The sequence below is a fragment of the Embleya sp. NPDC001921 genome (assembly GCF_053594475.1).
This window is the reverse complement of the sequence record NZ_JBSFEO010000022.1, coordinates 34346-47913: the sequence shown is the minus strand read 5'-3', so window position 1 is coordinate 47913 and position 13568 is coordinate 34346. Positions and strand designations below refer to the sequence as shown.

Below are 13568 nucleotides of genomic sequence, written 5' to 3'. Positions count from 1 at the left end.
GTTTCGTTCATTCCCTTCATTCAGTTTTCCGTTCAGTGGTTCTCTTTCAGTGGGAGTTCGCGACATGGCACAAAAGGCGTTCATCGTCGGCGTCGGCATGACCAAGTTCGAGAAGCCGGAGAGCCGCGACTGGCAGTACTGGGACATGGTCAAGGAGGCCGGCGACAAGGCCCTGGCGGACGCGGGCGTCGGCTACGACCTGGTCGAGCAGGCGCCGGTCGGCTACTGCTTCCAGGCGTCCACCGCGGGCCAGCGCGCGGTGTACGAGCTGGGCCTGACCGGGGTGCCGGTCTACAACGTCAACAACAACTGCGCGACCGGCTCGTCCGCGCTGATGATGGCGCGTCAGTTCGTCGCGGGCGGGCTGAACGACTGTGTGCTCGCGATCGGCTTCGAGAAGATGAAGCGCGGATCGCTGGGCGGGGGCGGCGAGGGCGACTTCTCGACGTCGCCGGTCGCGCGGCACTACAAGATCATGGGCGACGCGCACGGGTTCTCGATGACCGCGCCGCCGACCGCGCAGATCTTCGGCAACGCGGCGCGCGAGCACATGGCCCGCTACGGCACCACCGCCGAGCAGATCGCGCACGTGGGCGTCAAGAACCACCGGCACTCGGTGAACAACCCGTACGCGCAGTTCCAGGTCGAGTACTCGCTCGAAGAGGTGCTCGGCGCCAAGGAGATCCACTCGCCGCTCACCCGGCTCCAGTGCTCGCCCACCTCGGACGGCGCCGCCGCGGCGCTCGTGGTCAGCGAGCGCTTCGTGCGCGAACACGGCCTTCAGGACCAGGCGATCGAGATCGTGGCCCAGTCGATGACCACCGACACCGAGGAGAGCTTCGCCTCGAACACGTGCATCGACGTGGTCGGCAAGCCGATGTCGGCCGCGGCCGGTCGGCAGGTCTTCGAGCAGTCCGGTCTGGGCATCGAGGACGTCGACGTGATCGAGCTGCACGACTGCTTCTCGATCAACGAGATCCTCACCTACGAGGCGCTGGGCATGTGCGGCGAGGGGGAGGGCGGCAAGCTGGTCGCCGAGGGGGCCACCACGTACGGCGGGCGCTGGGTGGTCAACCCGTCCGGCGGTCTGATCTCCAAGGGCCACCCGCTGGGTGCCACCGGTCTGGCCCAGGCCGCCGAGATCAGTTGGCAGTTGCGCGGGCTGGCGGACGCGCGCCAGGTCGCCGACGCCAAGGTCGGCCTGACGCACAACATCGGTCTGGGCGGCGCGGCTGTGGTGGGGCTGTACCGCCGGGGTCAGTTCTAGTCGTCGCCGGTTGTCGCCGGTCGACACCGGTCGTCGTCGGTCGCTCCCGGCCGTTCGGGTTGTCGCGGTTTTGCCGCGCCGGGTCGGCCTCCATGGGGCGGCTCGGCACCGTGACGGGTGCGGCGTGGGGCCGCACCCGTCGTCGGGTGCGGTCAGCCGCCGTTGGTGCCCGGGACGACGGTGAGGTCGGGGGCGACCCGGTCCACGGTCGTGGTCTTGCCGTGCAGCCACTCGGCCAGCATGGCGCGCTCGGTGTCGTTCAGGTACAGCCGGGCGTTGGCGCACAACGTCTCGACGTTGCGCAGGAACGCGACGGCCAGGTCGTCGGCGGAGGCGACCGGGTGTGCGGTGGAGGACCAGTAGCCGGAGTAGACCAGCCCCGTGGTGACGAACGCGATCGCCTTGCGGGCGATGGTCTGCATGCGCTCGGCGCACCGGTCGCGGACCGCGCCCGAGGTCTGGTTGCCCTGGAAGCCGTTCTCGCTGACCTCGGCGTGCAGTTCCTCGAAGAGCACGTGGTACTCCTCCGGGGACAGCCGGGGCGCACCCGTGACCGTGGCCACCCGGTCGATCAGGTCGCGGACCGGCTCGCGTACGTGGTCCATCCGACCCTGGCCGTTGGGACGTGCCGAGGGCGGCTGATGTCGGGTCCGGTCGTAAATGTATCCAGGGGGGACCCGGCTGATCAGCAGCTTCTCGTCGGAGCCCTGCTCCAGCATCAGTTCGAGCAGGGACGAGAAGGTGGCCGCGCCGCCCCAGCGGGTGCGGGTGACCTGCTCCCGGCCGACCTGCTGGAGCACCGAGTGGGCCAGCGTCGCGAGCACGATCGGCTCCTCGGACCCGCCGAGTTGCTCGCGCACGTGCGCCATCACCTGTTCACGCACGCCCTCGTCGGCCGGCGCCACGTCGATCTCGTCGCGCAGGGCCCGTTCGATGAACTCCTGGTCGCTGATCACCACGTCCCCCGCCGCGACGTACGCCTGGGCGGCCGGACCGCTCGCGATCACCATGGTGCGCCGGTCGTGGCTGCGCAGCCGTAGCAGCACGGGCGTGAAGTCCGCGTCCGCGCTCATGATGATGACCTCGTCGAACCGGGTCGAGTGTTGGAGCGTGTCGAGTACGTCCATCACCATGTGGATGTCCGCGCTGTTCTTGCCCCTGCCCGTCAGCGGCGGGCAGTCGATCACGCGAAAGGCCGACCGCGTGAAGAAGGCCCGGTAACGGTCGTGCATGACCGGGTTGAGGTAACAGTTGCGCACGAGCAACGATCGGCGCAGGCCGCGCTCGGTCGCCTCGTTCTCCAACCACTCCAACCACTGGGAGGGCTTGCGGGCGAAAATCTCCGCCGAAGCCCGATCCGTCTCGCGCAGCCCGCTGTAAATATTGTCAAAGTCAAGAAAAAGCGCGCTGCGAATTCTGCCTGGTATGCCCGAATCCATACTCATGTCCATGCCTGCCTCCCCCGATGCGTACGGCTTCAATCTGTCCGACGCGTCACGTGCGGGCAAGCGAGGCCACTTACGGTCCGGTTCCGATCTTGGCCGTCTTCCGATCCGTGCGCACCCGGGTTAGGTTGCCAAGCGAAAGCTTGATCGTGCCATGTACGTGTGTCTGTCCGTCAGGAGTCGTGCCGTGTCGGGACGTTGGACCACCACCCTGGACGAACTGCTGCGCGAGCGGGCCGCGGATTCCTCGGCCGCGCTCCGATTCGAGGACCGGGCGTGGTCCTGGGCCGAAGTGGTCGCCGAGTCCGCGCGCCGGGCGGCGCTGCTGCGCGGGATGCGGGTCGAGGGCCGGCCGTGGCACATCGGGGTGATGCTGGAGAACGTCCCCGAGTTTCCGCTGCTGCTGGGGGCCGCGGCGCTGTCCGGCGCGGTGATCGTCGGACTCAACCCGACCCGGGTCGGCACCGAGCTCGCGCGCGACATCGATCACACCGACTGCTCGCTGGTGATCACCGACGCCGCGCACCTGGCGCAGCTGCGCACCGCCGCGCCGGACTTCCCGGCGGACCGGCTGCTGTGCGTGGACGACCCGTCCTGGGCGGCGGCGCTGGAGCCGTACGCGGACGCCGAGCCGCCCGCGGAGCGACCGGCGGCCGAGGACACCTTCATGCTGATCCTCACCTCGGGGACCACGGGGCATCCCAAGGCGGTGATCTGCTCGCAGGGCAAGATCGCCTCGCAGGGGGCGAGCGTGGTGGCGATGGAACGGCTCACCGGCGCGGACGTCGCCTACTGCGCGATGCCGCTGTTCCACTCCAACGCGGTCGTCACGTGCTGGGCGCCGGCGGTCGCGGCCGGGGCCGAACTGGTGTTGCGCCGGCGATTCTCCGCGTCCGGCTTCCTGCCCGACGTGCGGCGGTTCAAGGTCACCTACGCGAACTACGTGGGCAAGCCGCTGTCGTACATCCTGGCCACACCGGAACTGCCCGACGACGCGGACAACCCGCTCGCGCGCGTCTTCGGCAACGAGGGCGGGCCGCAGGACGTCGAGCGGTTCGCCCGGAGGTTCGGCTGCACGGTGCGGGACGGGTTCGGCTCGACCGAGGGTGGCCTGTCCTTCGTACCGGTCCCGGACATGCCGCCGGGCGCGCTGGGCCGGCCCAACGGCGAGATCCGGATCCTGAACCAGGACACCCGCGAGGAGTGCCCGCCGGCGGTCTTCGACGCCGAGGGCCGGATGACCAACATCGAGGAGGCGGTCGGCGAACTGGTCAACATCGGCGGCGCGGGTTCCTTCGAGGGCTACTACAACAACCCGGTGGCGACCGCGCAGCGCATGCGCAAGGGCTGGTACTGGAGCGGCGACCTGGCCTACCGGACCGAGGACGGCCTGATCTTCTTCGCCGGCCGCAGCGGTGAATGGCTGCGCGTGGGCGGGGAGAACTTCGGCGCCACACCGGTCACCCGGATCCTGTCCCGCCACCCGGACGTCGCGGTGGCGACGGTGTACGGCGTGGCCGACGAGGCGGCGGGCGACCAGGCGATGGCGGCCCTGGTGCTGCGCGAGGGCGCGAGCTTCGAACCGGCGGAGTTCGCCGCGTGGTTGGCGGCCCAGTCGGACCTGTCCCGGGCCTGGCATCCGCGCTACATCCGGATCGCCGCGACGCTCCCGCAGACCAGCACGAACAAGATCCTGACCCGCGTCCTGGTCCGCCAGGCCTGGTACACCGGCGCGGACGAGTTGTGGTGGCGCGACGCGAAGGACGGCCCGTACCGACCCTTCACCGAGGCTGATCGCAAAACGCTGGAAACGGCGTTCGCCGACCGGGGCCGGGCGCATATTTTGGCGCTGATGGAACGGGAGGGGTAGGGGGCGGGGCGGGACCGGAGGCGACGGCGAGGGTGCGCGTGGAGCCGGGGGCGGGCGTCGGTTCGGGGGCGGTCGGAGATTCGGGCGCGGGCGCACCGACCTGATGCACCGTCGCGGCCGGCTCGGCCCCGACTCGGGGGTCGGGCCGACGCCCGCATCCCGTCGCGGCCGGTCGCCGGTGGAGGTGCGCGGGGAGGGGCGGCGGCTTCAGCCGTCGGACGCGGCGAGGCCGATGCCGAAGGCGCCGATGACGGTGCCGGTCGAGGCGTCGAGGGTGCGGCGGAAGCGGGGGCGACGGAGCTTGGCGCGCAGGCTGTTCGCGCCGAGGACGATCACCGCGAACCACACCATGCCCTCGATGTCGTGGACCAGCGCGAGCAGTATCCCGAACGCGAGATGCGGCGTCCCGGACGGGATGAACTGCGGGATCATCGCCATGTAGAAGACGCCGACCTTGGGATTGGTCAGCGACGTGAGCACGCCGCGCCCCCACGCCGACCACAGTCCCGGAGCGGCCTTGGCGCCCGCCTTCGCGTCGACCTCGACATCGGTGTACCGGTTCGCCCACGCGGCCCGCAGCAGCCCGTACGCGAGCCACAGCAGGTAACAGGCGCCGATGATGCGCAGGCTCGTATAGGCGACTCGGGATGTGGTCAGCACCGCCGAGACGCCGGCCGCCGCCGCGGCACCCCAGACCAGCGTGCCGGACCCTATGCCGAGCGCGGTGGCGAACCCGTGCCGAGATCCCCGGGTGAGGGCGGCGCGCAACACGATCGCGGTGTCCGGGCCCGGGATGATCGTCAACAGCCCGGCGACCAGGGCGAACGAGGCGAGGTGCGTCAACACGTCCATGCGGTCATGCTGCCGGCTTCGCCCGAGGGCCCCGGCGGCGGGCGACGACCGGTCGCGCGAGGTGCTGACACGTCGTCATGACCGAGTCCTGGCGGGCGGTTCGGGCGAGGTCGCGTACGGCCGGGGCGGACGGCCGGTACCGGGCCCGGGTTGGGCGGGGCAGGAACCCGGGGCCGGGGCCAGGCCGGGGCCGGGGTCGCGTCGGCGGGTGCCCTGCATGTGTGCGGGGACGGCTCGGAGCGGGCGCGGTGCCGGGCGCGTTCCGGTGCAGGTGGGCCGTGCCGGCACTGGCGGGTGGTGTCGGCGGGGCGGCGACGTCGCGTCTCACAGGCCCCAGAAGCGGCCTTCGAGACCGATCGAGGCGAAGTAGGCCGCCGCCATGGCCGGGTCGCGGCGTTCGTAGCCCCGGTGCAGGCGGCCCTCGTACCAGCGCTCGGCCAGGCGCCACAACGTGGTCAGGTCGAGCACGTAGCCGCGGGTCTGGCCGGTGCGGGCGAGCCAGCGATCCACGCAGCCCTGGTCGCAGAACAGCCGCTGGTTGCCGCACGCGTGCACCACGTCGTCCCACAGCATGGTGATCGGGACCAGGAAGTGCGCCACCTCGTCGCCCTTGGGCGGCTGTTCGGTGCCCACGTTCCAGGCGAGCGCCCCCGCGCAGCCCGGACAGCGGGTCGCGACCAGGACCTCTTCGTCCACCAGGTGCGGCACCGCGAAGGAATCCCACGCGCAGCCGCCCCACCACAACGTGCGCGAGCCCATCACCGAGAAGCCCAACGGGACCGCGCTGAACGGATGCGCCATCACGATCGCCCCGTCGCGCAGCACGATGTGCCGCTGCTCGTGCAGGGTCCACAACCCCGCGCGCACGGTGAGCTCCGAGACGCCCAGGATCGCGGCCAACTCCTGATCGGACGGCGCTCGCCCGGTGTCGGCGAAGCCCCGATAGACCGCCAGGCGCAACTGTTCGACGCTCACGAGGTGGCCTCTCGTTCGGGCGCGACGGTGACCGCAGTCTCCCGGGGCGCGGTGGTGACAGTGGCCCCGGGCTCCCGCTCGGGCGCGAGGGCGGCGACCCGATTACGGCGGGACTGGCGGATCGCGTCGTAGGTGAGCACCGCGAGCGCCGTCCACACCAGGGCGAAGCCCGCCCACCGGGCCGCGGGCATCGGCTCGTGGTAGACCGCGACACCGATCCCGAACTGGATGATCGGGGCCAGGTATTGCAGCATGCCGATCGTGCTCAGCGGCACCGTGTTCGCGGCGACCGCGAAGCACAGCATGGGGATCACGGTGATCAGCCCCGCCGTCATCAGCATCAACGCCTGCGGCGTCCCCTCGTGCCCGAACGTGCCCTCGCCGGTCCAGGCCAACCAGGTCAGGTAGCCCAGCGCGGGCAGGAACATCACCGCCGTCTCGGCCGTCATCGAGTGGGTGGCGGGGAGGTTCATCCGCTTCTTGACGTAGCCGTAGGTCGCGAACGACGCGGCCAGGCTCAGCGCGATCCATGGGACCCGGCCGTAGGCGACGATCAGCACCACCACCGCCGCGACGCCCATCCCCACAGCGGTCCACTGGATCGCCCGCAGCCGCTCGCCGAGCACCACGACGCCGATGCCGATCAGCACCAACGGTGTGATGAAGTAGCCCAACGAGGTCTCCACGACCTGGTCGTGGTTGACGCCGTAGATGTAGGCGCCCCAGTTGATCGAGATCATCACGGCGGCCAGCGTGACCGTGGCCAACTTGGCCGGGGCACGCACGATCTCGCGGATCCACGACCACTGCCGGAGCGCGGCGAGCAGAACGATCATGCACAGCAGGGACCAGGTCATCCGGTGCGCGAGGATCTCCACGGCGCCGGCCGGTTTGACGTGGGGCCAGTAGAGCGGGAAGAGACCCCACATGACGTAGGCGGCCGTGCCCAGGAGCAATCCGCGTCGTTCTGAACCCATGCCGCAGACGGTACTGGCGAATTGGCCTTCCGTCAGGGGCCAATCCGGAATGAGTGGATCCGCCCCTCGCGCGGCCGGGTGCCCCCGGGGCCTCAGTCGCCGGCACGGCTCATCGCCTCCCAGCGGTCGTATTCCTCACGGCGGGCCCGGTCCAGCTCGGCGATCATGTCGTAGGCCGCGCCGCCCAGGATGATCCGGCGGGGCGGTTCGGGCAGATCGACGAGTCGCAGCAGCACCGCGGCCGCCTTGGCCGGGTCGGCGTCCTTCGACTCGGCCCACATCTGCGCCACTTCGGCGCGCAGTGGCGCGTAGGCCTCGTTCTCGGTGGTCATGGTCAGGCCGTGGGTGAACAGCGCCGTCTCGTAACCGCCGGGCTGCACCAGCGTCACGTGCACCCCGAAGGCGGCCAGTTCCATCGCCAGGGCACCGGTGACGTTCTCGAGCGCGGCCTTGCCCGCGCCGTACAGACCGGTGGACGCGAAGCCGACGGCGGAGCCCATCGAACCGATCTGGAGGATGTGCCCCGAGCCCTGCTCGCGCAGGTAGGGCGCCACTGCCTGGCTCACCCACAGCGCGCCGAAGAAGTTGACGTCGAAGTGCGCCCGAACCTGCTCCTCGGTCACCTCCTCGACCATGCCGATCAGACTGACGCCGGCGTTGTTGACGACGATGTCCAGCCGGCCGAAGGCGGCGACGGCGCGGGCCACGCCGCGGAATACCGCTCCGCGGTCGGTCACATCGAGGGGGAGGGCCACAAAGCGGCCTTCGTACCGCGCGACGAGGTCGGCGAGCGGTGCGACGCCCCGTGCGACGCCGGCGACTCGATCACCCGCCGCGAGCGCGGCCTCGGCGAAGGCCCGACCCAGGCCTCGCGAGGCGCCGGTGATGAACCAGACGCGGGGCTCGCGGTCGGTGGCGCTGGTGACAGTGGTCGGGGCGGTGGCGGTGGCGGTGGTGGAGGTGCCGGTGTCGGCAACAGTGGCGGTGGTCATGAGCGTGGGCTCCTTCGTGCGGGCGGTGTCGGAGGGTTCGGAGGCTGTCGCCGGGATGGTTCGCGCGGAGGTCGGGATCGGGCTCACCTCGGTCGGTAGCCGGACGAGGTCGCCGTGCGGCGGCCGGCCGTCGCGGGACGAGGTGCGGTGATCCGTGCCTCGCGTCGGTGTCGCGGTCGGGGCGGTTCGGCGGGGGGCGCGACACGAGCGGCGGTTGCGGCCGTGGCGGAGATTCGCAGGCCGGTCGTGGTCGCGGTTCGTACATCGACGACGGAGAACGCGTCGCTCGCGTCGGTCGCGGGGGCGGTGATCGGTGCGGCGGCGGTCGGGGTGCGGAACATGAGTGACAACTCCTCGGAGATGCGATGGCGCGAGTCGTGCGGGACGAGCACGATGTGAGACGAGACGGTTCGTCTCGCTTCGAGATCTGAGCATGCATGCTCCGGATCCTCATGTCAAGACGAGACGGTTCGTCTCGTGGATCGGCTATGCTGTGTCCATGAGCACCGACAACACGAGCGGCGGCCCGGCCGCGAAGCCGAACCCGTCCCGGCGCAGCGAACAGTCCCGCCGCGCGATCCTCGCCGCGGCCCGGGAGCTGGTCTCCGAGCTCGGCTTCGCGAAGCTCACGATCGAGGCCATCGCGGCGCGCGCGGGCGTCGGCAAGCAGACCATCTACCGGTGGTGGGGCTCCAAGGGCGAGGTCGTCTTCGAGGCGTTCCTGGCGCTGAGCGACCCGGGAGAGGGCATCGTGCTGCCCGATACGGGCGACGTCGCGACGGACCTGAAGTATCTGATGCGCGAGACCGTCGCCGAGTTCGCCGACCCCGCGTTCGAGGCCCCGATCCGCGCACTCAACGCCGAGATCATCAACGACCCCAAGCTCGCCAGGCTCTACCACGAGAAGATGGCCGCCCCCGTCGACGAGGCCAAGAAGGAACGCCTACGCAGCGCCCAACGAGCCGGTCAGATCGCCCCCGACATAGACCTCGACCTGGCCCTCGAACTCCTCTACGCCCCCCTCTACCAACGCTGGCTCCTCCGCTCCGGCCCCCTCACCGAGCAATACGCCGACGCCTTGGTCGACTTGACCCTCAAGGCCCTCCGCCCCTGAGAGCCGGCCCCCCACGCCAGACCGACGACCGACGCTCCCAAGCCGCAATCGGCAGCGCGCTCCGATGCGCTCGCGGCTGAGCGGGTGTCCGAGCGTGACCAGGGCGCGGCTCGTGGCGCCGTGCTTCGGTCTGCCTGCACTGGCAACTCCCGTACGCTGCCCGCTGGTTGGGTTCTGCCGTCCCCGCCGACCCGGCCTGTGGCACGGTGCCTTCGGCGAGGTGTGCGCCTACGCCGATGTCGAGGGCGTGAAGCTGTGGACCGCTGGGGTCGCGACCCCGGTTCGGCGATCGGTACGCCCGGCGAATCGCGCCGCTGCCGGGTCGCCACCATCCGCCACCTGCGAAGAAGCATGAATCGGCGAAATGGGCCGATCAAGGTCGTTACCGTGTGTTTGGTGACCACCTTGGGGGCGTCGTGAAACGTTTGATCGAGCCGGGCAACCCGGCGTTCGTCGCCGCGCGGCACCAGCGTGGGTGGCACTCCCAGCAGCGGCTCGCCGACGCGTTCGAGCAGAGGGCCGTCGAATGCGGGTTTCGCATCGGTGTCAGCGTGCGTCAGGTCCGGCGCTGGGAGAGTGCCGAGCCGCCGTGGCCGTCGAGCGACTACCAAACGGTGCTGGAGGCGCTGTTCGGGTTGCCGCTGACCATGCTCGGCTTCTCGCCACCGGTCGGCTCGCGCCGGTTCGAGGAGGAGATCGCGAGCGCCCAGGTCGTCGACATCGTCGAAGGCCTGCACGAGGGCGAGCAGTCCGGGTGGTGGCGGACCGACCCGAACGAAGGGTCTGCCGCTCGCGTCGACCGCCTGGTACAGGTGGAACAACGTGCGGTGGTCACGCGTACATACGAGTCCAGTCTGATCCCTGGGCCTCTTCAGGTGTATGAGTACGCAGTCGCGGCGATTCGCGCGTTCGTGCCCGCGTTGCCCGAGGATCAAGTCATTCGGCGGGCACGTAGGCGCACCGAACGGCTGGCCGACCTGACGGCGCGCTCCGATGGGTCTCGTGCACTGCTGTACATCATCGACGAGCCCGTCCTGCATCGTCCGGTCGGTAGCGAGGCGATCCTGCGTCATCAGCTTGCTCATTTGCTCGTCACGGTGTCTGCCCTGCCCCATGTGGAACTTCGGGTGGTGCCACTCTCCGCCGGCGGTCATCCCGGCATGGCCGGCCCGTTCGTGCTGTTCGACCTCGGAGACAGGCGAGTCGTGTACACCGAGGCCCTGACCGGGGCTTCGTGGACTTCGCGGCCGGCATGTCTCGCGGCGTACGCGTTCGCCTACGATCGACTCCAGGCAGCAGCACTCACAGCCGACGAGTCGATGCACCTCGTGGCACAGAGGCTCGCGGAATTGGAGACGGCATGGATGCTCGCGGGCGATGGACAACCAGCAGCCACAGCGGAGGAGAAAACTGTGTCGAGGTTGCGGTTCTGGGAGCGTCCGTCGGAGTGAGGGACAGCAAGGTCGCCGACTCGCCGGTGATCGCGGTCAACCCGGCCTCGTGGGCCCACCTGATAGAGCGTGCCCGTCGCTGATCTGCGCCTTTGTGGGTCAGGTGACTGTTGCGGGCCGGTCGCGTCGATCTGGTTTCACGATGCGACGGGTGACATTCGAGAGCGTCGTGTGAGGGACTGCGGGCCTCGGCGGGAATCTTCGTTCCGCGATCTTGCAGAGGTAGTGCTTCCGGTCGCGACCGCCGCCGCGGATCCGGCAGTCGGCGATGCGGTGAAGCACCGAACTCCGGGACCGATTGCCACCGGCTCCGAGCCGGCGAGGAACGTTCCTCTCGCTGGAAGCGTCGAGCGATGCTCCGTCCCGCGCCCCGCCGCGCCGCCCCGATCCGATTCGTCCCGTCCCGTCCCGCCCCGTGCCGCCGCCCCGCCGCGCGTGAGCCCCGGGGTCTCGGATCCGCAGCTTCCGCTCCGCCCCCGCCCCCCGCCCACCGCCCGCTGCGCGTCGCCCGTCCCCGTCCCCGTCCGTTCCGCTCCGTCCCCCTGCGTGGTCCATATCGATTTCCGGGCGCTTCGGGGGTGCGTGATCGGGACTTGGGTGCGTGAATCGGATGGTGCGTGAATTGGCTCGGGGGTGCGTGATGTGGCTTGGGGGTGGGGTTCCAGGTGGGGGATATCGGGGCATCGGTCGCTGGGTCAGGGAAAACTGACGGAGAGTCACCTCGATCGGTGGAATTTGGGGATTGGGGCTGCGGTACCGTCACGGACGGTGCGGAATTGTTATTTGACGGACCGTCAGATTTCTCCTTACCGTGGCCGTACATCCACGTCTGGATCAAGGAAACGACGCCACCCCGCTCCCGGGACGGCGTGCCTTGTGCTTCCCGAACGCAGGAGCGTCCCGTGCGAACCGTGAACTCGACACCCCTCAAGACCCGCCTGGTGCGCCGCGCGGGCGTACTCGCGGGCCTCGCCGGCCTGACGCTCGGTGCCACCGCGTGCGGTGGCGGCGACGACGCCGGCAGCGGAGCCTCCGGCTCGATGACGGTGCTCATCACGCAGGAGGCCAAGGGCATCGACCCGATCATGACCACCGTGTCGTCGCTGACCGGCGGCAATCAGGCCGCGGCCGTGTTCGACATGCTCTTCTGGATCAACCCCAAGACCGGCAAGGCCGAGCCGCAGATCGCCGAGAGCGCGACCGCCGGCGAGGGCAACTCGGTCTGGACGATCAAGCTCAAGCCCAACGTGAAGTTCTCCGACGGCACCGCGCTCGACGCCGAGGCGGTCAAGTTCAACTGGGAACGGCACGCCGACCCGGCGAACCGGTCGGTGCAGTTCACCGCCGTCAAGGGGATGAAGTTCGACGCGGTCGACGCGCAGACCGTCAAGGTCACGCTGCCCGCCCCGAACGCCCACTTCGACCTGGTCGTCGCGCACAACCTGGCGTTCATCGGTTCGCCGACCGCGATCAAGGCGGACCCCAAGCTGTTCGCGCAAAAGCCGGTCGGCGCGGGCCCGTTCAAGCTCAAGACGTGGATGCGCGACTCGCAGCTCACGCTGGAGCGCAACGACTCGTACTGGAGCCAGGGCAAGCCCGCGCTCAAGGAGTTGATCTTCAAGCCGGTGATGGACCAGAAGCAGCGCCTGGCGGCGCTGTCCTCGGGTCAGGCCCAGCTGATGACGACGGCGCACTTCCCGTCCACCGAGCAGGCACGCAAGGACGGCATGACGGTCACCCTCGATCCCAAGAGCGGTGGCTTCATGACCATGTTCGACACGTCCAAGCCGCCGTTCAACGACGCGCGCGCCCGCCGCGCGTTCGCGTTGATCATGAACCCGGACGACCGTAACCAGACCATCCAGGGCTCGCCGGGCCAAACGCTCAAGACCCTGTTCCAGCCCGCTTCGCCGTTCGCCAACCCGGACGCGGTGTACGCGACCAACAACCGGGTCGAGGCGCAGAAGCTGCTCGACGAACTGGCCGCCGAGGGCAAGCCGCTGAACTTCACGTACACGACCAACAGCAGCGCGAGCGCGCGCCTGACGGCCGAGTACTGGCTCACGCAGCTCGGCAACATGAAGAACATCTCGATGAAGACCGAGTTCCTCGAGGGCGCGGCCTACATCCAGAAGGTGTTGATCAACAACGACTTCCAGGCCTCGGAGTTCGTGATCACCTTCGACGAGCCGGAGCCGGTGCTGTACAACTTCACCCACTCCAAGGGCTCGGAGAACCGCACCAAGTGGAACGACCCGGTCGTGGACAAGGCGCTCGACGAGGCCCGCAACAGCGACGACGCGGCGGTGCGCAAGGCCGCCTACCAGAGTGTGCAGGCGGAGATCGTCAAGGAGGTCCCGTTCTTCTCCTACGAGAAGTCCTTCGCGGCGGCGGTCCAGGGCAAGAACACCAAGATCGAGGGCCTGGCGCTGTTCGAGGACGGCCTGATCCTCTTCGACCGGATCGCGCTCAAGTAGTCGCACCCGACGCCGGCCGAGTCGGCGCAGTGAAGTGACGCCACGTCAGGGACGTACCCACGGTACGTCCCTGACGTCGTGTCAGGTGATGTCGGTCCGGCTGTACCCGGACCGGCCGGACCCGGTCCGGAGCGGCTACGGGCCGCTC

At 69.6% G+C, this 13568-nt stretch carries 11 protein-coding genes; 6 read left to right on the top strand and 5 right to left on the bottom strand.

What is annotated here, in order from left to right; translation table 11 throughout:
- Nucleotides 1-64: 64 nt before the first annotated feature.
- Complete coding sequence (locus ACWCPW_RS25075; protein ID WP_395869481.1) at nucleotides 65-1267, top strand: lipid-transfer protein; 1203 nt, start codon at nucleotides 65-67, stop codon at nucleotides 1265-1267.
- 152 nt (nucleotides 1268-1419) lie between these two features.
- Here ACWCPW_RS25075 and ACWCPW_RS25070 read toward each other — a convergent pair whose 3' ends face one another.
- Nucleotides 1420-2718, bottom strand: coding sequence for an NYN domain-containing protein (locus ACWCPW_RS25070; protein ID WP_449763843.1), 1299 nt, complete (start codon nucleotides 2716-2718; stop codon nucleotides 1420-1422).
- Between the two features lie 181 nt (nucleotides 2719-2899).
- Between ACWCPW_RS25070 and ACWCPW_RS25065 the strand changes: the two genes are divergently transcribed.
- Nucleotides 2900-4582 (top strand): long-chain-fatty-acid--CoA ligase, encoded by a 1683-nt coding sequence (locus tag ACWCPW_RS25065; protein ID WP_449763842.1) that lies wholly within the window; start codon nucleotides 2900-2902, stop codon nucleotides 4580-4582.
- Between the two features lie 207 nt (nucleotides 4583-4789).
- On the opposite strand, the gene ACWCPW_RS25060 is transcribed toward ACWCPW_RS25065, so the two are convergent.
- The 4 genes from ACWCPW_RS25060 to ACWCPW_RS25045 all read right to left on the bottom strand — a co-directional run bounded on the left by ACWCPW_RS25060 (nucleotide 4790) and on the right by ACWCPW_RS25045 (nucleotide 8378).
- Nucleotides 4790-5434: a LysE family translocator gene (locus tag ACWCPW_RS25060; protein WP_449763841.1), complete on the bottom strand. Its 645-nt coding sequence runs from the start codon at nucleotides 5432-5434 to the stop codon at nucleotides 4790-4792.
- Between the two features lie 324 nt (nucleotides 5435-5758).
- Nucleotides 5759-6409, bottom strand: coding sequence for an organomercurial lyase (gene merB, locus ACWCPW_RS25055; RefSeq protein ID WP_449763840.1), 651 nt, complete (start codon nucleotides 6407-6409; stop codon nucleotides 5759-5761).
- A complete protein-coding gene (gene rarD / locus ACWCPW_RS25050; RefSeq protein WP_449763839.1) occupies nucleotides 6406-7386 on the bottom strand; it encodes an EamA family transporter RarD in 981 nt (326 codons plus the stop codon). The genes merB and rarD overlap by 4 nt, the downstream gene beginning before the upstream one ends.
- A gap of 92 nt (nucleotides 7387-7478) precedes the next feature.
- Nucleotides 7479-8378, bottom strand: coding sequence for an SDR family NAD(P)-dependent oxidoreductase (locus tag ACWCPW_RS25045; RefSeq protein WP_449763838.1), 900 nt, complete (start codon nucleotides 8376-8378; stop codon nucleotides 7479-7481).
- A 499-nt stretch (nucleotides 8379-8877) separates the two neighbouring features.
- Between ACWCPW_RS25045 and ACWCPW_RS25040 the strand changes: the two genes are divergently transcribed.
- From ACWCPW_RS25040 to ACWCPW_RS25025, 4 genes are all read left to right on the top strand, one after another.
- Entirely contained in the window at nucleotides 8878-9492 is a 615-nt protein-coding gene (locus tag ACWCPW_RS25040; protein ID WP_449763837.1) for a TetR/AcrR family transcriptional regulator, read from the top strand.
- 416 nt (nucleotides 9493-9908) lie between these two features.
- Entirely contained in the window at nucleotides 9909-10943 is a 1035-nt protein-coding gene (locus tag ACWCPW_RS25035) for a helix-turn-helix domain-containing protein (protein ID WP_449763836.1), read from the top strand.
- On the top strand, nucleotides 10922-11026 hold the full coding sequence (locus tag ACWCPW_RS25030; protein ID WP_449763932.1) for a DUF397 domain-containing protein: 105 nt from the start codon (nucleotides 10922-10924) through the stop codon (nucleotides 11024-11026). Before ACWCPW_RS25035 ends, ACWCPW_RS25030 begins: the two co-directional genes overlap by 22 nt.
- An 819-nt stretch (nucleotides 11027-11845) precedes the next feature.
- Nucleotides 11846-13420 carry an ABC transporter substrate-binding protein gene (locus ACWCPW_RS25025; RefSeq protein WP_449763835.1) on the top strand — a complete coding sequence of 525 codons (1575 nt, stop codon included), beginning with the start codon at nucleotides 11846-11848 and terminating at the stop codon, nucleotides 13418-13420.
- The last annotated feature ends 148 nt before the right edge of the window (nucleotides 13421-13568 follow it).